A 24,002-nucleotide genomic window follows, 5' to 3' on the forward strand; every position below is an offset into this window, starting at 1 on the left:
ACATGAAAAAAGGCGATCATCTCTTTCTCGTTGACGGCTCGGGTTATATTTTCCGTGCCTATCATGCCCTGCCACCGCTGACCCGCAAGACGGATGGCTTGCCGGTAGGGGCCGTGTCCGGCTTCTGCAACATGCTGTGGAAGCTGCTGAAGGATGCGCGAAATACCGATGTCGGCGTCGTGCCAACGCATTTCGCGGTCATTTTTGATTATTCGTCGCAGACTTTCCGCAAAGAGATTTATCCCGAATATAAGGCGAACCGCACCGCGCCGCCGGAAGACCTCATTCCGCAATTCGGCCTTATCCGTCAGGCAACGCGCGCGTTCAATCTGCCTTGCATCGAGAAAGAGGGATTTGAGGCCGACGATCTGATCGCGACTTATGCCCGTCTGGCTGAAGCGGCAGGTGGCGATGTTACCATCGTTTCGTCCGACAAGGATCTCATGCAGCTCGTCACACCGCAGGTGTCGATGTATGACGGCATGAAAGACAAGCAGATTTCGATCCCGGAAGTGATCGAAAAATGGGGTGTGCCGCCGGAAAAGATGATCGATCTGCAATCGCTGACTGGCGACAGCACCGATAATGTTCCGGGTATTCCCGGCATAGGGCCAAAAACGGCTGCGCAATTGCTGGAAGAGTTTGGTGATCTCGATACGCTGCTCGCGCGCGCTTCTGAGATCAAGCAGAACAAGCGCCGCGAAAACATCATCGCTTATGCTGACCAGACCAAGATCGCTCGTGAACTGGTAACGCTCAAGACCGACGTGCCTCTGGATGTCGATCTCGAAGGTCTTATTCTGGAGCCGGAGAACGGACCGAAACTGATTGGATTCCTCAAAGCCATGGAATTCACGTCGCTCACGCGTCGCGTGGCGGAAGCAACAGACACAGATGCCTCGGCCGTTGAGCCTTGTCATATCGAGACAGAATGGGGCGCGGATGCCCATGGTCCTGATGTTGATGTACCAGTGAAGTCGGACGATACGACTACGCCCGAAAGTTCTTCTGTAGAAGCAGTGCAGCCCGCAGATGGCTATACGCCGAAGGCACTTGCAGAAAAGCGTGCATCCGATGCTTTGGCTCAAAAGATCGATACGAGCGCTTATACATGCATTCGCGACATCGAAACGCTGAACAAGTGGTTGGCCGAAGCCATAGAGACGGGCCTTGTCGCGTTTGATACCGAAACCAATTCGCTTGATCCGATGCAGGCTGAACTGATCGGCTTCTCGCTGGCTCTCGCTCCGGGCAAAGCTGCCTATATCCCGCTCCAGCACAAATCCGGCGCAGGCGATCTGCTCGGTGGCGGCATGGTCGAAGGGCAGATACCGCTGGATAAAGCGTTGGCTGCTTTGAAGCGCGTTCTAGAGGACAAATCCGTTCTCAAGATCGCGCAGAACATGAAGTATGACTGGCTGGTCATGCGCCGCCACGGCATCAACACCGTGTCTTTTGATGATACGATGCTGATTTCATATGTGCTGGATGCAGGCACCGGGAGCCATGGCATGGACCCGCTTTCCGAGCGCTGGCTGGGCCATACACCAATCGCCTATAAGGATGTGGCGGGCACCGGTAAAAGCGCTGTAACCTTCGATATGGTCGATATTGATCGCGCGACAGCCTATGCCGCAGAAGATGCCGATGTAACGCTGCGCTTGTGGCAAGTGTTGAAGCCGCGTTTGGCCGCAGAGGGCCTCATGTCAGTTTATGAGCGTCTTGAACGCCCATTGGTTGATGTGCTCGCCCGCATGGAAGAACGCGGCATTTCCGTCGATCGTCAGGTTCTCTCGCGTCTGTCGGGTGATCTTGCCCAGTCTGCCGCGCGTTATGAAGAAGAAATCTACGAACTGGCCGGAGAGAAATTCAATATCGGTTCGCCCAAGCAGCTTGGCGATATCTTGTTCGGAAAAATGGGACTTCCCGGCGCTTCCAAGACCAAGACCGGCCAATGGTCCACTTCTGCGCAGGTGCTTGAAGATCTCGCCGCCGAAGGCCTGCCGCTGCCGCGCAAGATTGTCGACTGGCGTCAGCTGACCAAGCTCAAATCCACCTATACCGATGCTTTGCCGGGCTATATCCACCCGCAGACCAAGCGCGTGCACACATCTTATGCGATGGCGTCCACCTCGACAGGCCGTCTGTCCTCATCTGATCCGAACTTGCAGAACATTCCAGTGCGTACTGCTGAAGGCCGCAAGATCCGAACTGCCTTCATTGCCGAACCCGGCAACAAGCTGGTTTCTGCCGATTACAGCCAGATTGAATTGCGGGTGCTGGCCCATGTTGCCGATATTCCGCAGCTTAAACAGGCATTTGCGAACGGCATCGACATTCATGCGATGACGGCTTCAGAAATGTTTGGTGTGCCTGTCGAAGGTATGCCGTCAGAAGTGCGCCGCCGTGCGAAGGCGATCAACTTCGGCATCATTTACGGTATTTCGGCCTTTGGCCTTGCCAACCAGCTTTCAATCCCGCGTGAAGAAGCAGGGCAATATATCCGCACTTATTTCGAGCGCTTCCCCGGTATCAAGGATTACATGGAAGCAACCAAGGCCTTTGCCCGCGAGCATGGCTATGTCGAAACCATCTTTGGCCGTCGCGCGCATTATCCCGACATCAAAGCATCCAATCCACAGGTGCGGGCATTCAATGAACGGGCGGCCATCAATGCCCCTATTCAGGGAGCTGCTGCAGATATTATCCGTCGTGCCATGATCCGCATGGAAACTGCACTGGCCAATGAAAAGCTTGCGGCCCGTATGTTGTTGCAGGTGCACGACGAGTTGATCTTCGAAGTGCCTGAAAATGAAGTGGAAAAGACGATTTCGCTGGTGCGCGATATTATGGAAAATGCAGCCATGCCAGCAGTGTCACTTTCGGTGCCTTTGCATGTCGATGCGCGTGCAGCGCATAACTGGGATGAGGCCCATTAGGGTCTCAACCGGTTGACCTGAGCGGTTTGACGCTATAGGTAGGCGGCAATTCTGTTGCTTCGGTAGTCGCCAGTGGGTTTGTGACCAATGGGTTTGCGGCTTGTGAAGCTTTTTTGAAAGTCATTCATGTCCCTACCTGAAACAATCGCTCCGGCACTTTCCGGAGCATTAGCCGCTCGTGGTTACAATACACTCACCGCTGTTCAGAATGCTGTTCTGGCTCCTGAAACACTGGATGCCGATCTGCTCGTTTCCGCACAGACAGGCTCCGGCAAGACGGTTGCTTTTGGCCTTGCCATGGCATCGACCATCCTTGGCGATGAGCTGCGTTTTGGCCGCCCGGAAGCACCATTTGCCATGATTATTGCGCCGACGCGTGAACTGGCATTGCAGGTTCGTCGCGAGCTGGAATGGCTGTATGCCGATACGGGTGCCACCATTGCATCCTGCGTTGGTGGTATGGATATTCGTTCCGAGCGCCGTGTGCTTGAACGTGGATCGCATATCGTTGTCGGCACACCAGGCCGTCTGCGCGATCATATTACGCGCAATGCCCTTGATATGTCGCAGCTTCGCGTCGTCGTGCTCGATGAAGCCGACGAAATGCTCGATATGGGCTTCCGCGAAGACCTCGAATTTATTCTTGGTGAAGCACCGGCAGACCGTCGCACACTGATGTTCTCGGCAACCGTACCAAAGCCGATTGCGCAGCTTGCCAAGCGCTTCCAGAAAGATGCGCTGCGCATTTCTGCTGCTGGTGAAGCCGGTCAGCACGCCGATATTGATTATTTCGCCATGCCGGTTCCGCCGCAAGAGCGTGACCATGCGATCATCAATACGCTGCTTTATTACGATTCACAGAACTCAATCATCTTCTGCTCGACCCGCGAAGCGGTAAAGCACATGGCGAGCCGCCTTTCCAATCGCGGGTTTGCGGTTGTGGCGCTGTCGGGTGAACTGAGCCAGGCCGAGCGTAACAATGCGCTTCAGGCAATGCGCGATGGTCGTGCCCGCGTTTGCGTGGCAACCGACGTTGCTGCACGTGGTATCGATCTGCCAAACCTTGATCTGGTTATCCATGCCGATCTGCCAAACAATGCTGAAACCATGCTTCACCGTTCTGGCCGTACTGGCCGTGCGGGCCGCAAGGGCACCTGTGTTCTGGTGGTTCCGTTCTCGCGTCGCCGCATTGCAGAGCGTCTTCTGCATATGGCAAAGCTTGATGCGCAGACTGTTCCGGCACCAGGTATTGCAGCCGTTCAGGCCAAGAACAACGAACGCATTCTCAATGGCGAAGCTTTCAGCCAGCCGGTTGATGAAGAGCATCAGGACCTGTTGAAGGCACTGACCGAGCGTTATACGCCGGAACAGATAGCAAGCGCATTCCTCAATCGCGAGCTCGCAGCATTGCCTGCAGCTGAAGATATTTCTGATGCACCGGTTCATCCGATTGCCAGCAAGAAGCCTCGCGAACGTTCAGAGCGTGGTGATCGTCCAGAACGTGGCGAGCGTTTTGATCGTGGCGAACCGGGCGAACGTTTCGACCGCAACGCACGTTTCGATGGCGTATGGTTCTCGGTTTCCGCCGGTCGCAAACACCGCGCCGATCCGAAGTGGCTGCTGCCATTGATCTGCAAGGCAGGCGACGTTTCCAAGCGCGATGTTGGTTCGATCAAGATTTTCGATAATGAAACCCGCTTTGAAATTACCGCAGCCAAGGCCGACGAATTCCGTCGTTCGGTTGAAGAACGCGGTACTGGCGAAAAGGGTCTCGTGATCCGCACCGCCGTTGCAGGCGCTGGTGGCGATGCAGCCCCGCGTGAAGGCAAAGGCAACTTCAAGCCACGCGGCGACAAGTTCAAGAGCGATTTCCGTGATGGTCCGCGCGACAATAATCGTGATGGGGCAAAAGGCGGCTGGTCGAAGCCTAAGGGCGACTTCAAGAAAGACGGTTTCAAGAAGGATGGCAAAAAATCTAACGATGGCTATTCCAAAAAGCCACGCGGAGAGTAATTTCCGGTCATAGAAAAGCCCGCCAATTGGCGGGCTTTTTCTTGTCTTGAAGCATTTCCAGCAAAAGTGGAAACCGGTTTTGCATTGGACAATGCGTAAAAACAAATAGTTACAGCGGTTCCAACGATTCAGTCTTAACTGGAACTGCTGTAAAACTGGAAGTCCCCCGAAAGTTTTCATGTCTTTCCGGGGCTGGTTTATCAGACGTCGAGATTGGCGACGCTCAGCGCGTTTTCCTGAATGAATTCGCGGCGTGGTTCAACTTCATCACCCATCAGGCGTGAGAACAGCGAATCTGCGTCGGTCGCGTCATTGATCTTGACCTGCAACAGCGAACGCACATTTGGATCAAGCGTGGTTTCCCAAAGCTGTTCGGCGTTCATTTCGCCCAGTCCTTTGTAGCGCTGCAGCGTCAAGCCCTTGCGACCTGTTGCAAAGATCGCATCAAGCAGTGCCATCGGGCCGGAAAGTGTCTCGATCTTGTCCTTGCGACGAAGCAAAGGCGGTTCTGCAAAAACTTCCGACAGGCGTCCGGCTACGCGGTCGATCTGGCGAGCATCGGCAGAGCCGAGCAGTGCCATATCGAGAATGGCGACGTCCTTGACGCCACGCACCATGCGTTCGAAGCGATAGCCACCGTCTTCCGTCACATGGGAGGTCCAGCCACGTTCGGTTTCTTCCGAGATCATGTCGAGACGTTTGGCAACGATATCCGCAGAAGCCTGCGAAGTAGCGTCATTGGCGGTTGCATTCGGATTGAGAAGGCCTGCAATCGCCGCCTGCTCAACCACGCGACGATCATAGCGTGTATGAAGGCCCGAAAGAAGCTGACGCAGCGTGCGCGCATCGTCGACGACGGAACGAAGATCCGGTCCGGCGCGCACTTCACCGCTCGCCATTTCAAGAGTTGCTTCTTCAAGGCCGGTCTCAATGAGGAAGTCCTCAAAGGCCGCTTCATTCTTGATATATTGCGAGGACTTGCCGCGAGACACCTTATAGAGCGGCGGCTGCGCGATATAGATATGGCCACGCTCGATCAGTTCCGGCATCTGACGGAAGAAGAAGGTCAACAGCAGCGTACGAATATGCGCACCGTCGACGTCAGCATCCGTCATGATGATGATCTTATGGTAGCGCAGCTTGTCAGGATTGAAACCGTGAGATTCGTCTTTGCCGATCGAAGTGCCGAGGGCAGTGATCAGCGTGCCGACCTGATCGGAAGAGATCATGCGGTCAAAGCGGACGCGTTCCACGTTGAGGATCTTACCGCGCAGCGGCAGAATAGCCTGGTTCTGGCGTGAACGACCGCTCTTGGCGGAGCCACCTGCAGAGTCACCCTCGACGATGAAGATTTCTGATTTCGCAGGATCGCGTTCCTGACAATCGGCGAGTTTGCCGGGAAGCGATGTCACACTCAGATTGCTCTTGCGGGTGATATCACGGGCCTTGCGGGCTGCCTCACGAGCGGCGGCTGCCTGAATGACCTTTTCAACAATGGTCTTGCCACCTGCCGGATGCTCTTCCAGCCATGTCGAAAGCGCTTCGTTGACGAGGCTTTCCACGACCGGGCGCACTTCCGAGGAAACGAGCTTGTCCTTGGTCTGCGACGAGAATTTAGGGTCCGGAACCTTGACGGAAAGCACAGCGGTCAGGCCTTCGCGGCAATCATCGCCGGTAAGCTGCACCTTTTCTTTCTTGGTCATGCCGGAAGCATCCGCATAGCCCGTCACCTGACGGGTCAGCGCACCACGGAAACCGGCCAGATGGGTGCCGCCATCGCGCTGCGGAATGTTATTGGTGAAGCAAAGCACCTTTTCATGGTAGGAATCATTCCACCACATGGCGACTTCAACGGTCATGCCGTCTTTTTCGCTCTTGATATAGATCGGTGTTTCCAGAAGCGCCTTCTTACCCTTGTCGATATATTTTACGAACTCGATGACGCCACCGTCATAGTGGAGTTCCTGTTCGCGAATATCGGCATGACGACGATCAGCAAGCTTGATACGGACGCCTGAATTCAGAAACGCCAGTTCGCGCAGACGTCGTTCCAGCGTATCGTAATCGAACTCGATCATGGTGAACGTATCGGGCGACGGCAGGAAGCTGACTTCGGTGCCGGTGTCGCTGCCTGCATCGCCTGTCACGATAAGCGGAGCATCGGCCACGCCATGGGTGAAGGCCATTTCGTGGATTTTGCCAGCGCGGCGGATTTTCAGCTTGAGCCAGATCGACAGCGCGTTCACAACCGAAACGCCCACGCCATGCAGACCGCCGGAAACCTTATAGGAGTTCTGGTCGAACTTACCGCCGGCATGAAGCTGAGTCATGATGACTTCGGCAGCCGAAACACCTTCTTCCTTATGGATATCGGTCGGGATGCCACGACCGTTATCGGTCACGGTGCAGGAGCCGTCGGCGTTAAGCGTCACGGTTACAAGCGTAGCGTGGCCTGCAAGCGCCTCATCGATTGCATTGTCCACGACTTCGTAGACCATGTGATGCAGGCCGGAGCCGTCATCCGTGTCACCGATATACATGCCAGGGCGCTTGCGAACTGCGTCCAGACCTTTCAGCACACGAATGGAATCCGCGCCGTATTCGGCGGGGGCTTCGGAATTCATCTCTGGAGTCTCGCTCATGAAAATCTTTCGAAAATGCGCCGCGAACGCGGCCCTAAAGCCTGCTGCGATTGCAGCATCAAAAACCATGTCGAATCACACGACAAACATGGCTTTAATATAGGCGTTAAAGGCAATTTTTCCAAATTTTGGGGCCAAATTTGCCGGGGATTCCGCTCATTTGGTAACCTATACAGAATTGGGCTGGCGTGGGTTCTCTGGAACCGCCACAATTGACGCTTATATTCTCAAAACGGGGGCGTTCTTGACCTGATTTTATAAACCCTGATTTTTATAAAAAAGGAACGCTTGATGGAAGTTGCAGCCAAGATGACCGAAACCGCAAATCCCTTCGTTCCGCCCGCCCCACGCCCGCGTGAAAAGCCGGTTGGGCGGTTCGAGATGATGCGGGTGGTTTATAAGAATCCGCTCGAATTGTGGGGCGAGCCTTCCTATAACGAGCCGTGGATTTCCGTCAGCTGGTTCGGCATGAAAACCGTCATAGCCAATGATCCGGGTCTGATCCGCCACGTGCTGGTCGATAATGCCGCAAATTACCCTATGTCCGCTATCCGCCAGCGCGTGCTGCGCCCCATTCTGCGCGATGGTCTTCTGACTGCTGAGGGACAAGTCTGGAAGCGTTCGCGCAAAGCCATGGCACCGGTCTTTACCCCGCGCCATATTGGCGGTTTCGCTGAGACCATGCGGGAGCGCTCACGTCATTTCGCGGAGCGATACAAGACGAGCGGCATCATCACCGATGTCGCCCATGACATGACGCTTCTCACCTACGATATTCTGGCCGAAACGCTGTTTTCCGGTGAAATTGCTGGCGACCCCAATGATTTCGCCCAACAGATCGACAAGCTGTTTGAAACCATGGGGCGCGTCGATCCCTTTGATCTGCTGGGCCTGCCGGACTGGCTGCCCCGCTTCACGCGTTTACGTGGCCAGCAATCGCTTGGCTTTTTCCGCGAGCTTGTTTCAGGTACCATTGCTATGCGCAAAGCGCGCATGGACAAGGGTGAGTTTGTTCCAAACGACTTCCTGACGCTGCTTCTGCGCGCTGAAGGACCGGACGGACTGACCCGTTCAGAGATCGAAGATAACATCATCACCTTCATTGGCGCAGGCCACGAGACGACTGCCCGCGCGCTCGGCTGGACGCTCTATCTGCTCGCCAAAGCGCCGCAGGAACGTGATCGGGTGGAAACCGAAATCGATGCTTTCTTCGCGGATGGTGGCGATCATCTGCCGTCGCAGGAATGGTTGGCGAAACTGCCTTTCACACGTGCAGCTTTCGAGGAAGCGATGCGGCTCTATCCGCCTGCGCCTTCAATCAATCGCGAGGCAGCAGTCGATGATACCTATGGCGATCTGAAAATTGCCAAGGGGACTGCCGTTCTGGTGATGCCATGGGTGATCCATCGTCACAGGCTTTACTGGCAGGAGCCGGACGCTTTCAAGCCGTCACGCTTCTGGCCTGAAAATCGTGACCAGATCGACCGTTTCCAGTATCTGCCGTTCGGCGCAGGTCCGCGCGTCTGCATCGGTGCAAGTTTTGCGCTTCAGGAAGCGGTCATTGCCCTTGCTATATTGCTACGCGAACACCGCTTCGACGTGCTCGAAACGACGAAGCCGTGGCCGGTACAGAAACTCACTACCCAGCCACAGGGCGGCCTGCCGATGAAGGTGGTCAAGCGCTAATCAGCGCCTCACTTCAGCCGCTCTGCATGCCACTTGAGATGATCGCCCATAAACGTCGAGATGAAGAAATAGGAATGATCATAGCCTTCACGCATATTGAGCGTGAGCGGAATACCAGCCTTCTTGCATGCCTCTTCCAGAAGCCACGGACGCAGACCTTCATCCAGAAAGCCGTCGGCTGTGCCCTGATCGACCAGAAATTCCGGGAAACGATAGCCATCTTCAATCAGCAGCGTGGCATCATAGGCACGCCATGCGCGTTCTTCAGCGCCCAGATATTTTTCCAGCGCAGGCTTCGACCAGCCAGCCGTTGAAGGCTGGACAATCGGTGCAAAAGCCGATGCCGATTTGAAGCGGTCAGGGTTTTTGAGCGCAATGGTCAGTGCGCCATGGCCGCCCATCGAATGGCCGGTGATGCCGTGACGCGACATATCAAGCGGAAACTCAGCTGCCACCAGATCAGTCAGTTCCTTAGTGATGTAGCTATACATCTGATAGTTTTTGGCAAATGGTTCCTGTGTGGCATCGACATAGAAGCCAGCACCTTTGCCGAATTTCCAGTTATCCGGTTCATCCGGCACGTCATCACCGCGTGGACTTGTATCCGGGCAAATAACGGCAATTCCTAATTCTGATGCCATTTGCCGATATTCGCCTTTATCCATCACATTCTGATGGGTGCAGGTGAGGCCGGAAAGATACCAGAGTACCGGCACAGGGCCATCTTTTACCTGTGGTGGCAGGAAAACGGCAAAGGTCATATCGCACTGGTTGGTCTCGCTCTTATGGCGATAGACGCCCTGCGTTCCACCAAAGCATTTTGCAGTCGAAATCGTTTCCATGAGAGTTCCTGATTTTTATCCGCTTCCGAGTGCGACCACGACATTCACTGTCGCCGCAACAAGGACCGTATTGAAAAAGAATGACACGACGCTGTGCAGAAGCGTCACTTTTCGCATCGCGGTGGTCGTGACATTGGTATCGGACGTCTGTGCCGTCATGCCGATGATGAAGGCGTAATAGGCGAAATCCCAGCCGGAGGGCTGTGGCGTTTCTGGAAAATTGAAGCCGCCCCTATATCTGCTGGCATGGGCTGAATCGTCGCCTGCGGGTTCGCGTGGCTGCCAATACATGTGTGCGTAATGGATCGCCGTCATCATGTGGATCGTAAACCAGCCGAGAGGCACAGCCGCAAGCGTCATGACGAGCGAAAACAGGTCGGCTTTGGGTTGCTGGTTTATCAGGATGAACAGCGACACCACAGCCACAACAACGGTGGCAAATGTCACCAGAAAGATGATCCAGATCGGCTCATCCGCCGTTGCCGCATGTTTTCTGAGATAGGGCGCGGTGAGCTTGGGTAAAGCCGCAAGCGCCAGAACGAGATAGAGCACAAAGAAGCAGTTTGCCCCGATGACCGGGGCAAGCGGGCTTTTAAGAAGCCATGCGATAATGAAGGTTGCAGCGCCACCAATGGCTGCCAGATAAAAGGACATATGGCGGCGCAGCAGAAACATCAGGCCACACTTTCCTGTGGTGCCAGCCGCATATCGACATGCGGAATGCCATCTTCGAGATATTCTTCCGAAATCGCGACAAAGCCGAACGAGCCATAGAATTTCTGCAAATGGCTCTGTCCGCCAAGCTCAATGGCAATGCCCGGAAAACGTGTCTGAGCAAAGGCGACAGCCTCTTTCATGAGACGCTGACCAAGCTTGTAGCCACGATAATCGGCTGCCACGACAACGCGGCCGATCTTCACTGGCTTACTATCCTTCTCTGGTGGCAGAACCCGCAGACTTGCTGCGAGTTCTTCACCATCGAGAATGCGTAGGTGAAATGCGTCATAATCCTTACCGTCGATTTCGGGGTAAGGGCAATTCTGCTCCACCACGAAAACGTCCACGCGCAGCTTCAGCATCGCATAAAGCGCGCGCGGGGTCAGGTTGTCGATTTCATCCCAATGGGAGGTAAAAAGCTTCTCACTCATCAGTAGACAATCACCGAGCGGATCGACTTGCCTTCATGCATCAGATCGAAAGCTGTGTTGATTTCATCAAGCGGCATGGTGTGGGTGATGAGGCTGTCGATGTCGATCTTGCCTTCCATGTACCAGTCAACGATCTTCGGCACATCGGTACGACCGCGCGCGCCACCGAATGCAGTACCCTTCCAGACACGTCCGGTGACAAGCTGGAATGGACGTGTGGCAATTTCCTTGCCGGCTTCCGCCACGCCGATGATGATCGATTCACCCCAGCCGCGATGGGTGCATTCGAGCGCCTGACGCATGACATCAGTGTTGCCGGTCGCGTCGAACGAGTAGTCTGCGCCGCCATCAGTTAGATCCTGAATGGCCTGCACAACCTTGTCATTGCCGATTTCGCGCGGGTTGACGAAGTCGGTCATGCCGAACTTCTTTGCCATTTCCACCTTGGATGGATTGATGTCGACGCCGATGATCTTATCCGCACCAACCATGCGTGCGCCCTGAATGACATTGAGGCCAATGCCGCCAAGACCAAACACAACAACATTGGAGCCCGGACGAACCTTAGCCGTGTAAATAACTGCGCCAATGCCGGTAGTTACGCCGCAGCCGATATAGCAGATCTTGTCGAAAGGTGCGTCTTCGCGGACCTTGGCGACTGCGATTTCTGGCAGAACGGTGAAGTTCGAGAAGGTCGAGCAGCCCATATAATGGAACACTTCGCCGCCATCGCACGAAAAGCGCGAGGTTTTGTCAGGCATCAGGCCCTGACCCTGCGTTGAGCGGATCGAGGTGCAGAGGTTTGAACGCTGCGACAGGCAGGTTTTGCACTGGCGGCATTCCGGCGTGTAAAGCGGGATCACATGATCGCCCGGCTTCACAGAAGTAACTCCAGCGCCCACTTCGCGCACGATGCCTGCGCCTTCATGGCCGAGAATGGCTGGGAACTTGCCTTCTGAATCAAGGCCGGAAAGCGTGTAGGCATCGGTGTGGCAAACGCCGGTCGCCATGATTTCGACCAGCACTTCGCCAGCGCGTGGACCGCCAATTTCAACGGTCTCGATGGTGAGCGGCTTTTTTGCCTCCCAGGCAACGGCTGCGCGTGACTTCATGACGATATTCCCTTCAATTTCAGTGTTCGTTTATGCGCCTATTTCAGATAGGTGCGCAAAATCCGCATGATTTCGTCGATCTCTGCATCGGGATCTGCCACAGCATCGCGCGCTATCGCCTCACGAGCCAGCCCGCGATTTTGGCCGAATGTCTCGCGAAAATGGCTTTCCAGCACTTCCGCCATCAACCCATTGGTCGCCCCACGCAAAGCCGCAATCTGCTGCAACAAGGCAGCACATTCCGTGCCTGCTTCCACCGCGCGCTCCAAGCCTTCGGCCTGGCCTTTGATACGGCGCAGACGCGTTAAAGCGCGCTTCTTGTCTTCCGGTGAATGCGGCATGGAAACTCCCGATTTTCATGAAGCCTATATACTATAGGGGAGTATGTCAATTGCTCCGGAAACGCCTTTTGCGAGAATGGTTTTCTCAGCAATTGGTATGGGCCGGATTTTAAGCCTCAAGCTTGAGGTGCAGCAGTGGATAAGGGCGTCCCTGATCATCCGTTTCCGAGCGACCTGTCTCGACAAAGCCCACATGGCGATAAAAGCCCACGCCTTGCGTGTTCTGCTCATTCACATCGACGGTCAGAGTGCCCCGCTTTTTCGCGTGCGCAATCATATGCTTGCCAATACCCTTGCCGCGCTGGTCGGGGGAAATAAACAGGCTGTCGATATTGTTATCGGTCATGCCCATGAAGCCGACCGGCTTGCCGTCATCCTCAATGACATCGACTTCCACATTCGGCAGATATTGCTCACCGACCAGTTTTTCGATTTCAGCGAAATCTTCGTGGCTTAGAAAGTCGTGCGTTGCCAGCACGCTTGCGCGCCAGATAGCGGTGAGGGCGGGGGCATCCGCCGGTTTAGATTTTCGGATATGGATCATCATCGTTCCTTGTGTGATAAGCACCAAAGCAACGCCTTTATAATACGGAATTTCATTTGACGAGTCTGCCCGATCTTCCCGTTACCCGCATTCTGCCGCAACTCGACGCCGCCTTAGCTGCCCATGCAAGCGCGGTTCTCGTTGCCCCTCCTGGCGCGGGCAAGACGACGCTGGTGCCGTTGCATTTCCTGAATGCAAGCTGGTGCGGCAACGGCATGATTGTGCTGCTCGAACCGCGTCGTCTTGCAGCGCGTGCAGCGGCCCGCCGTATGGCGCAGTTGCTGGGCGAAGAGCCGGGCGATACGGTCGGCTATCGTATGCGCCTTGAAAGCAAGGTCTCGGCGAAGACCAAAATCCTTGTCGTTACCGAGGGTGTTTTTGCACGCATGATCCTCGATGATCCGGACCTAAAAGGCATAGCGGCGGTTCTGTTCGATGAGTTTCATGAGCGTAGCCTTGATGCCGATTTCGGTTTGGCGCTGGCGCTCGATGTGCAGGCCGCTCTGCGCGACGATCTCAAAATTCTTGTCATGTCGGCAACACTTGATGGTGCGCGTGTGGCCTCACTTTTGGGCGATGCGCCCATTATTGAGAGCGAAGGCCGCGCTTTCCCCGTCGATATTCGCCACCGTGACCGTAAGCCTGACGAACGCATTGAAGATGTGATGGTGAAAGCCATTCGTGAGGCGCTGGCCGATGAAACCGGCAGCATCCTTGCCTTTCTTCCCGGTCAGGGTGAGATTGAACGCACGGCTGGCATTCTGGAAAAATTTCTGCCTGCCAATATCATTCTGGCCCCGCTTTATGGCGCGATGGAAGGCCGTGATCAGGATGCGGCAATCAAGCCAGCTCCCGCAGGTCATCGCAAGGTAGTGCTGGCCACGTCGATTGCCGAAACTTCCATAACCATCGATGGGGTCCGGGTGGTCATCGATAGCGGCCTTGCTCGCCTGCCAAAATATGAACCCGCAACCGGCCTCACACGATTGGAAACTGTGCGTACTTCGCGTGCGAGTGCTGATCAACGCGCTGGTCGTGCGGGTCGTACCGAGCCGGGCATAGCCATCCGCCTCTGGCATCAGGGGCAAACGGCTTCGCTCCCTGCGTTCTCGCCGCCTGAAATTCTGGAAGCCGATCTTTCCGGCCTCGTGCTCGATGCGGCTGCATGGGGTGTGACCGATCCAGCAACCTTGTCGCTGCTTGATAAGCCGCCACTACCCGCGCTCAAAGAAGCCAAAGCATTGCTTAGCCGGCTTGGTGCACTTGATGAGGCTGGACGCCTGACAACTGACGGTGAGGCTATGCGCTCGTTGGCACTCCCCGCACGCCTTGCACATATGGTGGCGGAAGCGGGCAAACGCGGCGAGGCTTTGCGAGCAGCAGAGCTTGCAGTTCTTCTGACCGAGCGTGGGCTTGGCGGCAATGAAACCGACCTCGACACGCGCATGTCGCGGTTCCGCAATGACCGTTCTGATCGCGCCCTGCGTGCCAAAGGACTGGCGAAACGTCTGGCTGCAAATGTGCCCAACAAAGGCGAAGCTGCGGGTTCAAGCCCAAATTCTAATGTTGGCCGGATACTGATCGATGCCTACCCGGACCGCATCGCCAAGGCGCGAGGGGCAACGGGGCAATTTCTGCTGGCCAATGGACGCGGCGGCGAAGTCGATCCTGCCATCAGCCTCAGTCGCGCATCGTGGCTTGTCGTGGCGGATATGTCGGGCAAAGCAGGCCGTGCACGCGTGCTTTCTGCTGCGGAAGTTTCGGAAAGTGAAATCCGTAATGCCCTTGGCAGCAGGATCGAGAGTGGCCGACAAGTCGTCTATGACGCAGAAAAGAACGCTTTGCGTGCGCGTGAAGCCGTTCGGATTGGTGCCATTGCCCTGTCGGAAAAGCCGCTTGCCGCTCCTTCCGGCGTGAGCGCCGATGAAGGCGTGATCGCTGCCGTGCGTGAGCATGGACTGCAAATCCTGCCGTGGGGCAAAGAGGCTGAAATTCTGCGTCGTCGTCTGGGCTGGCTTTATCGCGGTCTTGGCGATCCGTGGCCGTCTATGGATGATGACAATCTTATTGAGCGTCTTGATGATTGGCTTTTGCCTTTCCTCACAGGCGAAGCGCAGCTAGATCGTATCCCGGCGCATGTGCTGAAAAACGGCCTTATGAGCCTTGTGCCGTTCGATCTGCAACGCCTCGTCGATCAGCTGGCACCCACGCATTTTGAAGTACCGACCGGCTCGAATATCCCGATCCGCTATGACACGGAGGAGCCGGTTCTGGCCGTTCGTGTGCAGGAACTTTTCGGCCTTGGCATTCATCCGGCCATTGCCAATGGCAAAGTACCGCTTTTGCTGGAATTGCTTTCCCCCGCCCATCGCCCGATCCAGATCACGCGTGATCTGCCGGGCTTCTGGCAGGGCTCATGGGCGGATGTGCGCTCCGATATGCGTGGCCGCTATCCGCGCCATGTCTGGCCGGAAGATCCGGCCAATGCCGAAGCTACGCGCAGGGCAAAACCACGCGGCACCTGATGCCGATCAGGAATGCAGAACGACGTGGACCTCATCCTGATCGCGGATGTTGAGATTTTCACGGATGCGCTTGTCCGAGATCAGCTCAATGCAGTCGTGCATATGCGATCCGATACGCCGGAAAATCCAAACATTCATGGAACGGGAATGCGCATAAAGCGTCGCCCGCCATGCCTGGCCAATGCCGCGGCGTGGCTTGAAAAACTTGCGGCGCAGACTGTTGTTCAGAATTTCGTGCTGCGGGATAGTGATGCTTGGTGGGACAATGCCGCGATCCAGCGCCTTTAGCTGCTTGCGACGGCTTTGCAGAATGGATGGATATTCCATGATCTGCACATTCAGCGAGCCGGATGCAAAGTGATCCGGCCAGTCATTTGGTGAATTATCCAGATGTTGTTTTCCAGGAATAATGAGCTCGGAATGTTTTCCAAGCCCGGATGATATCTTCCCCCTGAAGATAATCACGCGGCGCCCTCCATCACTTTGCAGACAGTCCTGTTATAATTCCTTCACAAAATTGACACAATTGCTGATTGGCAGGTTTTGCCCATGAGGGAAAACTTGATAATTCCCCACATAATAGGGCGTTGCGTGTCATGCACGCCAAAGCCTGCGACTGGATGACACAGTTCTGCTTGCGTGAATATGCGCCTTGCCGCATAAGGGGCTGATAGGGGTGATCATGCACGCAGAATTCGACAATCGGGCTTCAAATCTTTCGCGAAAACCGCGTCTGACCACATTGGTGCGTCTGCGCTGGCTGGCTATCGCAGGGCAGACTGCGACAGTCATGTTCGTGGCGCTCTATCTGCAGTTCAACTTCGCGGTCGGCGTCTGTTTTGCGCTCATCGCATGCTCGGCGTGGCTCAATCTCTATCTCGCGTTTCGCTTTCCGACCAACCATCGTCTCAGTCCGACTGCCGCCAGCATTGTTCTGGCATTTGATATTCTGCAACTGGCGGGTCTGCTCTATCTGACAGGTGGAGTGCAAAATCCCTTTGTCATCCTGATGATTGCGCCGGTCATCATATCCGCCACATCGCTTTCGGTGCGCCATACGCTGGTTCTCGCGCTTCTCGTTGTGTTGAGCACATCAGTGTTGACTATGCGCTACGAGCCGCTGCCCTGGTATCCGGGCGAAACTCTTGATCTGCCATTTCTTTTTGTGGCGGGCATCTGGTGCGCAATTATCGCGGCACTGGGTTTTACCGGCGTCTATGCTTATCGTATTGCTGAAGAAACGCGCCAGCTCGGCGATGCTTTGGCTGCAACAGAACTGATCTTGCAGCGCGAGCAACATCTCACGGCCCTTGATGGACTTGCTGCCGCAGCTGCACACGAGCTAGGCACGCCGCTTGCCACCATCACCTTGGTGGTCAAGGAAATGCAGCGCAGTTATGCAAAGAAGCCTGACATTGATCCCGCGCTTGCAGAAGATATTGCGCTTTTGCAATCACAGGCTGCGCGTTGTCGCGAAATTCTTCAACGGTTGACCAGTCTGTCCTCGGAAAACGAGGAGCACATGTCGCGTCTGCCTTTCTCATCACTGATCGAGGAAGTGATTGAGCCGCATCGGGATTTTGGAATTCTGCTTCAAGTGACCAAACAGGAAGGTCCGAAACCGGAGCCTGTTGTTCGCCGCAATCCGGGGCTGCTTTATGGGCTTGGCAATCTGGTGGAAAATGCGGTCGATTTTGCGCGCGATGAAGTCAGTGTCACGTGGGGTTGGACCGACACGAACGTTACCGTCACGATTCAGGACGACGGTGAAGGGTTTAAACCGGAAATTCTCGACCGAATCGGTGAGCCCTATATGACCAGCCGCGACAGTTCCCATAATGGCGGCGGTGGTCTTGGATTGGGGCTTTTCATCGCAAAAACTCTGCTGGAACGCTCTGGCGCGCAGATTAGTTTTAAAAATCGCAAGAATCCGGGGCAGGGTGCTGAAGTAAGAGTGATATGGCCACGCTCTGCCTTCACTGTAAGCTGATGAATATATTGCGGAATTAATCTTGGTTTGAAGTGTATGCGCATTTTGCGCCATGTTTCGATTTTATCAATTTTTCGTGCTTGTGATCAGAAATCACATTTAATCACAATGCTTTAAGCGTCGCCGCAATTTTAATTTTGCTGAGATTGCTTCAATAATTCAATGGCTATTTGACTTTTTGACGCAGGGATATCAATAAGGAAATAAAAATACAGGCAGGAAGCACCCCATGGAAGACTTGAAGCAGGAAGACACCGAAGCCATTGGCAACGATCCCACCCTCCTTCTGGTTGATGATGATAAGCCTTTTTTGCAGCGTCTTGCCCGGGCCATGGAAGGCCGGGGTTTTCAGGTAACGACTGCAGAATCGGTTGAAGAAGGCATCGCCGCTGCAAAGGCCGCTGCACCCGCTTATGCGGTCGTGGACATGCGACTGGGAGACGGTAACGGGCTTGACGTCATTGAGGCCATCCGTTCACGTCGCACGGATACGCGCGCCATCGTGTTGACCGGTTACGGTAATATCGCGACTGCGGTGAATGCCGTGAAGCTCGGTGCGATTGATTATCTCTCCAAGCCTGCCGACGCGGATGAGGTGTTTGCTGCTCTGACCCGTCGTCCGGGTGAAAAGGTTGCGCCACCGGAAAACCCAATGTCTGCTGATCGTGTGCGTTGGGAGCATATTCAGCGTGTTTACGAAATGTGCGAGCGCAATGTTTCCGAGACCGCACGCCGCCTCAATATGCATCGTCGTACTTTGCAGCGGATTCTGGCTAAACGTGCGCCACGTTAATCAAAACCGCAGCTGATCCGAAGACTGTCTCCCCTGTCAGGGATGCACTTTTAATCAATATCGGTTTCGGGCACGTCGAGCCCGGCAAGTTCTGCAATCGTTAGCCGTGCAGCCCCTGCTCGAGCAAAGCGCAACATCAGCGCTTTGCGGGTTGCGCCGGGAAGCTTATGCTCCGGCGCGTCACGAAGAATTTCAGCGCCATAACCGTCCGATAATATGAAGCCGCAATCTTCAGGGAAGATTTCGCGTGGCACCGACGGATGCGTCGCAAAGAAAAGCCGGTCGCAATAGGCGCGATATTCAGGCCATTTGCGGTCCGCTTTCCAGTCTTCGATCGAGGACTTAATCTCAATAATCCAGATCTCGCTTTTGCGGCTGACCGCAATCAGATCAGCGCGTCTTCCTGACGCCAGTGGCAGTTCGGGCAGCGTTGCCAACCCCATTTCCAGAAAAAGACGTTGCACACCACGTCGCACAAGAAGCGCGTTTTCGGACTGACGCCCATCTGAAAGAGGATGGGATTTGTTGGGAATCACAATCGGCATGGCAAGATTTTGCGCCTGACCGCTGCTTGAAACAACAGCAAAATGGCTTTTATTGAGACGCTGATGCCACACAACTGCGGCAAAAATGGCAAGAAAGTGACCAAACCGGGATTTTTCAATTTACGGTTAACGCCTGGTTAACAATACTGACGCAACTTTGCACGTGAATGAGCGATTCGCTCCTGATGATGGAAAATCTCAATCTGGGGGAAATTCATGAAGTCTCGCGTTTTGAAGCTGACCGCAGCACTTCTTCTTGGTGGTGCTCTTGCGGGTTGCTCTACGGTGGGCGGCACTTTCTATACCGCGTCGTATTCTTCGATCAGTGATGCTGGCTATACTATTCCAGCCATTCCAAGTGAGAAGATTCCACAGCAGTATCGCCGTCAGATCGTAAAATATCAGACTGATGAAGCGCCTGGAACGATCATCGTTGAGACGCGTGAGAAGTTCCTCTATTACGTCATGCCCGATGGCAAGGCGATGCGTTATGGCATCGGTGTTGGCCGCGAAGGTTTTGGCTGGTCAGGAACAGCACGCGTTGCCATGAAGCGTGAATGGCCGACCTGGACGCCGCCTGCTCCTATGATCAAGCGTCAGCCGGAGCTGGCGAAATATCGCAATGGCATGGAGCCGGGCCTGAAAAACCCACTCGGCGCGCGCGCTCTCTATCTTTATAACAAGGGCGGAGACACTGGCTATCGTATCCACGGCACGCCGGAATGGTGGTCGATTGGTAAGGCCATGTCGTCCGGCTGCGTGCGCATGATGAACCAGGATATCATCGATCTCCATGCGCGCGCGGAGCAGGGTGCCAAGGTTATTGTGAGGCAGTAAAGATACCTCTGGAACAAGAAAAAGGCCGCTGAGAAGCGGCCTTTTTCTTTATAAATCTCAGCGAGATCAGATCTGTTCGACCTGCTGCACTTCCGGCACAAAGTGGCGCAGAAGATTCTGAATGCCATGCTTGAGCGTTGCCGTCGATGACGGGCAGCCAGAGCAGGCGCCCTTCATGTGCAAAAACACCGTGCCATTTTCAAAGCCGCGGAATGTGATATCGCCGCCGTCCTGTGCAACAGCCGGGCGAACGCGGGTCTCGATCAATTCCTTGATGGTTTCGACGATTTCGGTGTCTGCCTCATCAAAGAATTCTTCATCGTCATGAGCGGCGGCTGCATCTGCATTGGCATTACCCACCATGGCGGGCAGGCCAGACATGAAATGCTCCATGATTGTACCAAGGATGGCAGGCTTCAGATGCTGCCACTCGCCGTCTTCCTTGGTGACTGTGATGAAATCATAGCCGAAGAAGACGCCGGTTACGCCAGGCACCGCAAAAAGCTTTGCAGCGAGCTGCGATGTGTTGCCCGCGCTTGCCGCGTCACGGAAATCTGCCGTCCCTTCAGGCATGACAACCTTGCCTGGAAGAAACTTCAGGGTCGCCGGGTTCGGCGTAGTCTCGGTCTGGATGAACATATCCGTTCTCCGCTTTCAATATCAGAAACTGTTCGTAAGCATGGATACGCGCGAAGGCAAGCCCTGCCTTGAACGGGCATATGCAAGTTACGATCAATATAGGGTGATTATGTCACCGCATCAATGTCATCGTTGGAAAGTCCTGCGGGGACTACGGTAACGGGAATTTGAAATAATGCCCGCCCTGCAAGTGATTGGACCAGAGGGCCGGGGCCTTCCTTGCCGGAGCCAGCAGCCAGAACCAGAATGGCAATGTCCTGATCTTCTTCAATCAGGCTTGGTAACTGATCATTGGTGTTGCCTTCGCGGATGATCAATTCCGGCTCGATACCCTGCTCTTTGCGCACAGTGGCTGCAAATTTTTCGAGCGTTGAACGTGCGCGTTCTTCCGCTTCCTGCCGCATGATTTCGCCAACACCCAGAATCTGCTGAAAATCCGAATTGTCGATGACAAACAGCATGACGAGTGCGCCATTGGTATTCTTTGCGCGGCGTGCGGCATAGGCAACTGCACGCTCGCATTCGGGCGTGTCGTCAATAACAGCAAGAAACTTGCGTCGGTGGCCGGCTTCCCGGCTAAGTCGTTTGGATACCATGGCGATAATGTGGCATTGCAAAGAGCTGCCCGCAAGCGGGCAGCTCCTGATTATTTATCAGTCCTGCAACCAGCCGATAATATCGCGGACGTGGCGCATGTTTGCCTCTGCAATCACGCTGGCGCGTTCGCCGCCATCTTTCAGAACACTGTCGATATAGGCTGGATCGGCCACCAGACGACGCATTTCATGGGTGATAGGTGACAGCTTTGCCACTGCCAGATCAGCGAGTGCTGCTTTGAATTCTGAGAACTGGCGGCCTCCGAATTCGCCCAGGATTTCTTCCTTCGACTTCGACGACAGGGCCGCATAGATACCGACGAGGTTATCGGCTTCCGGACGTCCGGTGAGGCCATCGATTTCCGTTGGCAAACCGTCAGAATCGGTCTTGGCCTTACGGATCTTCTTGTTGATGGTCTCTTCATCATCGATCAGGTTGATGCGCGAGAGGTCCGAAGGGTCGGATTTTGACATCTTCTTGGTGCCATCGCGCAGCGACATGATGCGCATGGCTGGGCCCGAAATCATCGGCTCGGTCAGCGGGAAGAAGCCCGAAACCTGTTCATCACCAACCTGCATATCCACACCGATACCCAGCGAGGCAATGCGATCGGAATAGTCATTGTTGAACTTCTGGGCGATGTCGCGGGTCAGTTCGAGATGCTGCTTCTGATCTTCGCCGACTGGAACATGGGTCGCGCGATAAAGCAGAATATCGGCAGCCATGAGGCTTGGATAGGCGAAGAGGCCGAGCGAGGCGTTCTCGCGGTCTTTGCCTGCCTTGTCCTTGAACTGCGTCATGCGGCTCATCCAGCCGATGCGGGCAACGCAGTTGAACACCCATGCAAGTTCCGCATGCTGCATGACGCGGCTCTGATTGAAGACAATGCTCCGCTTGGGATCAATGCCTGCAGCCAGAAATGCAGCCGTGACTTCGCGGGTCGACTGAATGAGTTCAGCCGGATCGGGCGAGACGGTCAGGGCGTGCATGTCGACGACACAGTAGATGCATTCCTGCGTCTCCTGAACCTCTACCCACCGCTTGATCGCACCCAGATAATTGCCGAGGTGAAGATTTCCGGTCGGTTGGACGCCGGAGAAGACAAGCGGTTTAAACGTGCTCATGACTTTATCCTGATGTTGGCCTCCGCCGGTGGAGAGCGAAGGGTACTAATTTGATGCGGTGTTTTCGCAGAGCTGTGGCAGCCTTTCAAGGGCAATTATGTGTCAGCGCCGGGTTCCTTATTTACGCCTCCACGTTTGATGCCACGGCGGATCATGGCGGTATTGGCACCGCCGAGACCAAAGGCCAGTGCAAAATAGACGACCATTGCTGCAACAACCATAGTCGTAACGGTGCCTGCTCTGACCGCGAACGAGGCAGCGGATGAGAGTTCATATGCGAAATGCCCGATGGCAAAATAGATACCTGTTGCCATCACGCCCGCTGCAATCAGCAGGCGGGGAATGCGGGTGAGCAACGGTATATCGCTCCCCCAATGGCCACGCTTGACCAGTGTTGCGAACAAGAGCGCTGCATTGACCCAACCGGCAGTAATTTCGGCAATCGCTATGCCGCTTGGCCCCATGCGTTGAAACAGCGTAATGGCCAGTGAGACGTTCACGACCACTGAAATGGCTGCAAAGATCATAGGTGTGCGGGTATCTTCGCGCGCGAAGAAGCCCGGAATGAAGGCTTTGATCAGAACAAACGCTGGAAGACCCAAACCGTAAATCGCGAGAATATTGGAAACGACGATTGTCGATTCAGCACTGAACTGGCCGCGTTCAAACAGAAGCCGCACAATCGGCTCTGACATGACAAGCAGGGCTGCGGCTGCGGGAAGTGTGAGAAACAACGTGAACTCGACCGAGCGGTTTTGCAGGTTCGAGGCCTCTTTCATGTGTCCGCCGCGCAATGCGCGGGAGAGCTCCGGCAAAAGCACAGTCGCAACGGCAATACCAACCACGCCGAGCGGCAACTGATAGATGCGATCAGCATAGACGAGCGAGGAAACGGCTCCCTCCATGCCGGAAGCAATATTGGTGTTGATCAGCAGATTGATCTGCGTGATACCGCCGGTAATCGCTGCAGGTAATGCCAGCACCAGCAGGCGTTTGACATTTTTAGTCAGGCGCGGACGACGGAAGCCGATTTTGATGCCCGCATTGCGCACGGCAAGCCATACGATAGCGAGCTGCACCACACCGGCCGCCATCACACCCCATGAGAGCCCGTAGCCGACGGCAAGTGCGTCGTAGCCATTCCACCAGGCAAAGGCCAACACGGCAATCAGAATGATGTTGAGGAACACCGGAGCGATGGCTGCTGCAAAATAGCGATGCAGGGAGTTGAGCATTCCGCCCATCATGGCCGAAAGCGACATGCAGGCGAGATAGGGGAACATGATGATCGCAAGCCGCACAGTATTGTCGAACTTTACCGGATCATCGGTGAAGCCCGGCGCAATGACCGTGCGCACGATAAACGGCATGGAGAGTTCCATGGCGATCGTAATGAAAAGCAGCACAGTGAACAGAACGCCAAACACTTCTTCGGAAAAGCGGCGCGCGCCCTCCATGCCGTTCTTTTCGATCTCCTTGGCAAACAGCGGCACGAAGGCCGCGTTGAATGCGCCTTCAGCAAATAATCTGCGGAACGTGTTCGGGAAGCGGAAGGCCGCATTGAATGCGTCCGCCACAGGGCCGGTGCCGAGCGCTGCTGCCATGAACATTTCGCGCGTGAAGCCGAAAATGCGGCTCATCAGCGTGCCGGACGCAACCGTTGCGAACTTTTTGACCAAACTCAT

General features: G+C 55.1%; 20 protein-coding genes. 7 read left to right on the top strand and 13 right to left on the bottom strand.

The window, feature by feature from the left end:
• The first annotated feature begins 2 nt into the window (after positions 1-2).
• The gene (gene polA, locus ACSME1_RS07935; RefSeq protein WP_105705475.1) at positions 3-2,939 is read left to right on the top strand and encodes a DNA polymerase I; all 2,937 of its coding nucleotides are present in this window, start codon (positions 3-5) and stop codon (positions 2,937-2,939) included.
• 126 nt (positions 2,940-3,065) lie between these two features.
• Positions 3,066-4,952, top strand: a complete 1,887-nt coding sequence (locus ACSME1_RS07940) for a DEAD/DEAH box helicase (protein WP_024898193.1) — start codon at positions 3,066-3,068, stop codon at positions 4,950-4,952.
• Between the two features lie 200 nt (positions 4,953-5,152).
• Here ACSME1_RS07940 and gyrB read toward each other — a convergent pair whose 3' ends face one another.
• Positions 5,153-7,594 carry a DNA topoisomerase (ATP-hydrolyzing) subunit B gene (gyrB, locus tag ACSME1_RS07945; RefSeq protein ID WP_105705659.1) on the bottom strand — a complete coding sequence of 814 codons (2,442 nt, stop codon included), beginning with the start codon at positions 7,592-7,594 and terminating at the stop codon, positions 5,153-5,155.
• Positions 7,595-7,885: 291 nt separating this feature from the next.
• Between gyrB and ACSME1_RS07950 the strand changes: the two genes are divergently transcribed.
• Positions 7,886-9,280, top strand: a complete 1,395-nt coding sequence (locus tag ACSME1_RS07950; protein WP_100560015.1) for a cytochrome P450 — start codon at positions 7,886-7,888, stop codon at positions 9,278-9,280.
• A gap of 8 nt (positions 9,281-9,288) precedes the next feature.
• Here ACSME1_RS07950 and fghA read toward each other — a convergent pair whose 3' ends face one another.
• The 6 genes from fghA to ACSME1_RS07980 all read right to left on the bottom strand — a co-directional run bounded on the left by fghA (position 9,289) and on the right by ACSME1_RS07980 (position 13,291).
• Positions 9,289-10,122, bottom strand: coding sequence for an S-formylglutathione hydrolase (fghA, locus tag ACSME1_RS07955; RefSeq protein ID WP_024898190.1), 834 nt, complete (start codon positions 10,120-10,122; stop codon positions 9,289-9,291).
• A 15-nt stretch (positions 10,123-10,137) separates the two neighbouring features.
• Positions 10,138-10,797, bottom strand: coding sequence for a DUF1345 domain-containing protein (locus tag ACSME1_RS07960; RefSeq protein WP_007873200.1), 660 nt, complete (start codon positions 10,795-10,797; stop codon positions 10,138-10,140).
• Complete coding sequence (locus ACSME1_RS07965; RefSeq protein ID WP_024898189.1) at positions 10,797-11,270, bottom strand: GNAT family N-acetyltransferase; 474 nt, start codon at positions 11,268-11,270, stop codon at positions 10,797-10,799. Before ACSME1_RS07965 ends, ACSME1_RS07960 begins: the two co-directional genes overlap by 1 nt.
• Positions 11,270-12,382 (bottom strand): S-(hydroxymethyl)glutathione dehydrogenase/class III alcohol dehydrogenase, encoded by a 1,113-nt coding sequence (locus ACSME1_RS07970; RefSeq protein WP_024898188.1) that lies wholly within the window; start codon positions 12,380-12,382, stop codon positions 11,270-11,272. Before ACSME1_RS07970 ends, ACSME1_RS07965 begins: the two co-directional genes overlap by 1 nt.
• Positions 12,383-12,420: 38 nt before the next feature.
• Positions 12,421-12,723, bottom strand: coding sequence for a metal/formaldehyde-sensitive transcriptional repressor (locus ACSME1_RS07975; protein ID WP_100560008.1), 303 nt, complete (start codon positions 12,721-12,723; stop codon positions 12,421-12,423).
• 109 nt (positions 12,724-12,832) lie between these two features.
• Entirely contained in the window at positions 12,833-13,291 is a 459-nt protein-coding gene (locus ACSME1_RS07980) for an acetyltransferase (protein WP_235822325.1), read from the bottom strand.
• Between the two features lie 32 nt (positions 13,292-13,323).
• Between ACSME1_RS07980 and hrpB the strand changes: the two genes are divergently transcribed.
• Positions 13,324-15,792 carry an ATP-dependent helicase HrpB gene (gene hrpB / locus ACSME1_RS07985; RefSeq protein WP_024898186.1) on the top strand — a complete coding sequence of 823 codons (2,469 nt, stop codon included), beginning with the start codon at positions 13,324-13,326 and terminating at the stop codon, positions 15,790-15,792.
• A gap of 6 nt (positions 15,793-15,798) precedes the next feature.
• On the opposite strand, the gene ACSME1_RS07990 is transcribed toward hrpB, so the two are convergent.
• Positions 15,799-16,257, bottom strand: a complete 459-nt coding sequence (locus ACSME1_RS07990; RefSeq protein ID WP_024898185.1) for a DUF120 domain-containing protein — start codon at positions 16,255-16,257, stop codon at positions 15,799-15,801.
• Positions 16,258-16,474: 217 nt separating this feature from the next.
• Here ACSME1_RS07990 and ACSME1_RS07995 point away from each other — a divergent pair, with 217 nt between their 5' ends.
• Complete coding sequence (locus ACSME1_RS07995) at positions 16,475-17,782, top strand: ActS/PrrB/RegB family redox-sensitive histidine kinase (RefSeq protein ID WP_024898184.1); 1,308 nt, start codon at positions 16,475-16,477, stop codon at positions 17,780-17,782.
• 229 nt (positions 17,783-18,011) lie between these two features.
• Positions 18,012-18,575 carry a global response regulator transcription factor RegA gene (regA, locus tag ACSME1_RS08000; protein ID WP_024898183.1) on the top strand — a complete coding sequence of 188 codons (564 nt, stop codon included), beginning with the start codon at positions 18,012-18,014 and terminating at the stop codon, positions 18,573-18,575.
• A gap of 50 nt (positions 18,576-18,625) precedes the next feature.
• On the opposite strand, the gene ACSME1_RS08005 is transcribed toward regA, so the two are convergent.
• Positions 18,626-19,120 (bottom strand): MmcB family DNA repair protein, encoded by a 495-nt coding sequence (locus ACSME1_RS08005; RefSeq protein WP_024898182.1) that lies wholly within the window; start codon positions 19,118-19,120, stop codon positions 18,626-18,628.
• Between the two features lie 216 nt (positions 19,121-19,336).
• On the opposite strand from ACSME1_RS08005, the gene ACSME1_RS08010 reads away from it, so the two are divergent.
• Positions 19,337-19,957 carry a L,D-transpeptidase gene (locus ACSME1_RS08010; RefSeq protein WP_024898181.1) on the top strand — a complete coding sequence of 207 codons (621 nt, stop codon included), beginning with the start codon at positions 19,337-19,339 and terminating at the stop codon, positions 19,955-19,957.
• A gap of 66 nt (positions 19,958-20,023) precedes the next feature.
• Here ACSME1_RS08010 and ACSME1_RS08015 read toward each other — a convergent pair whose 3' ends face one another.
• From ACSME1_RS08015 to murJ, 4 genes are all read right to left on the bottom strand, one after another.
• The gene (locus ACSME1_RS08015; RefSeq protein WP_024898180.1) at positions 20,024-20,596 is read right to left on the bottom strand and encodes a NifU family protein; all 573 of its coding nucleotides are present in this window, start codon (positions 20,594-20,596) and stop codon (positions 20,024-20,026) included.
• Positions 20,597-20,703: 107 nt separating this feature from the next.
• The gene (locus tag ACSME1_RS08020) at positions 20,704-21,243 is read right to left on the bottom strand and encodes a universal stress protein (RefSeq protein ID WP_024898179.1); all 540 of its coding nucleotides are present in this window, start codon (positions 21,241-21,243) and stop codon (positions 20,704-20,706) included.
• A gap of 6 nt (positions 21,244-21,249) precedes the next feature.
• On the bottom strand, positions 21,250-22,317 hold the full coding sequence (gene trpS / locus ACSME1_RS08025) for a tryptophan--tRNA ligase (RefSeq protein WP_024898178.1): 1,068 nt from the start codon (positions 22,315-22,317) through the stop codon (positions 21,250-21,252).
• A gap of 95 nt (positions 22,318-22,412) precedes the next feature.
• Positions 22,413-24,002, bottom strand: a complete 1,590-nt coding sequence (gene murJ, locus ACSME1_RS08030; protein WP_024898177.1) for a murein biosynthesis integral membrane protein MurJ — start codon at positions 24,000-24,002, stop codon at positions 22,413-22,415.

It is taken from the genome of Brucella pituitosa, assembly GCF_965577835.1.
Taxonomy (GTDB): domain Bacteria; phylum Pseudomonadota; class Alphaproteobacteria; order Rhizobiales; family Rhizobiaceae; genus Brucella; species Brucella pituitosa.

What these genes read in the sequence shown, in the direction of transcription:
- ACSME1_RS08015 (WP_024898180.1), bottom strand. Translation starts at nt 20,596, where the DNA reads ATGTTCATCCAGACCGAGACTACGCCGAACCCGGCGACCCTGAAGTTT.
- fghA (WP_024898190.1), bottom strand. Translation starts at nt 10,122, where the DNA reads ATGGAAACGATTTCGACTGCAAAATGCTTTGGTGGAACGCAGGGCGTC.
- ACSME1_RS07965 (WP_024898189.1), bottom strand. Translation starts at nt 11,270, where the DNA reads ATGAGTGAGAAGCTTTTTACCTCCCATTGGGATGAAATCGACAACCTG.
- ACSME1_RS07975 (WP_100560008.1), bottom strand. Translation starts at nt 12,723, where the DNA reads ATGCCGCATTCACCGGAAGACAAGAAGCGCGCTTTAACGCGTCTGCGC.
- ACSME1_RS07970 (WP_024898188.1), bottom strand. Translation starts at nt 12,382, where the DNA reads ATGAAGTCACGCGCAGCCGTTGCCTGGGAGGCAAAAAAGCCGCTCACC.
- ACSME1_RS07960 (WP_007873200.1), bottom strand. Translation starts at nt 10,797, where the DNA reads ATGTTTCTGCTGCGCCGCCATATGTCCTTTTATCTGGCAGCCATTGGT.
- ACSME1_RS08005 (WP_024898182.1), bottom strand. Translation starts at nt 19,120, where the DNA reads ATGCCGATTGTGATTCCCAACAAATCCCATCCTCTTTCAGATGGGCGT.
- gyrB (WP_105705659.1), bottom strand. Translation starts at nt 7,594, where the DNA reads ATGAGCGAGACTCCAGAGATGAATTCCGAAGCCCCCGCCGAATACGGC.
- regA (WP_024898183.1), top strand. Translation starts at nt 18,012, where the DNA reads ATGGAAGACTTGAAGCAGGAAGACACCGAAGCCATTGGCAACGATCCC.
- trpS (WP_024898178.1), bottom strand. Translation starts at nt 22,317, where the DNA reads ATGAGCACGTTTAAACCGCTTGTCTTCTCCGGCGTCCAACCGACCGGA.
- polA (WP_105705475.1), top strand. Translation starts at nt 3, where the DNA reads ATGAAAAAAGGCGATCATCTCTTTCTCGTTGACGGCTCGGGTTATATT.
- ACSME1_RS07940 (WP_024898193.1), top strand. Translation starts at nt 3,066, where the DNA reads ATGTCCCTACCTGAAACAATCGCTCCGGCACTTTCCGGAGCATTAGCC.
- ACSME1_RS07995 (WP_024898184.1), top strand. Translation starts at nt 16,475, where the DNA reads ATGCACGCAGAATTCGACAATCGGGCTTCAAATCTTTCGCGAAAACCG.
- ACSME1_RS08010 (WP_024898181.1), top strand. Translation starts at nt 19,337, where the DNA reads ATGAAGTCTCGCGTTTTGAAGCTGACCGCAGCACTTCTTCTTGGTGGT.
- murJ (WP_024898177.1), bottom strand. Translation starts at nt 24,002, where the DNA reads ATGAGTTTGGTCAAAAAGTTCGCAACGGTTGCGTCCGGCACGCTGATG.
- ACSME1_RS07950 (WP_100560015.1), top strand. Translation starts at nt 7,886, where the DNA reads ATGGAAGTTGCAGCCAAGATGACCGAAACCGCAAATCCCTTCGTTCCG.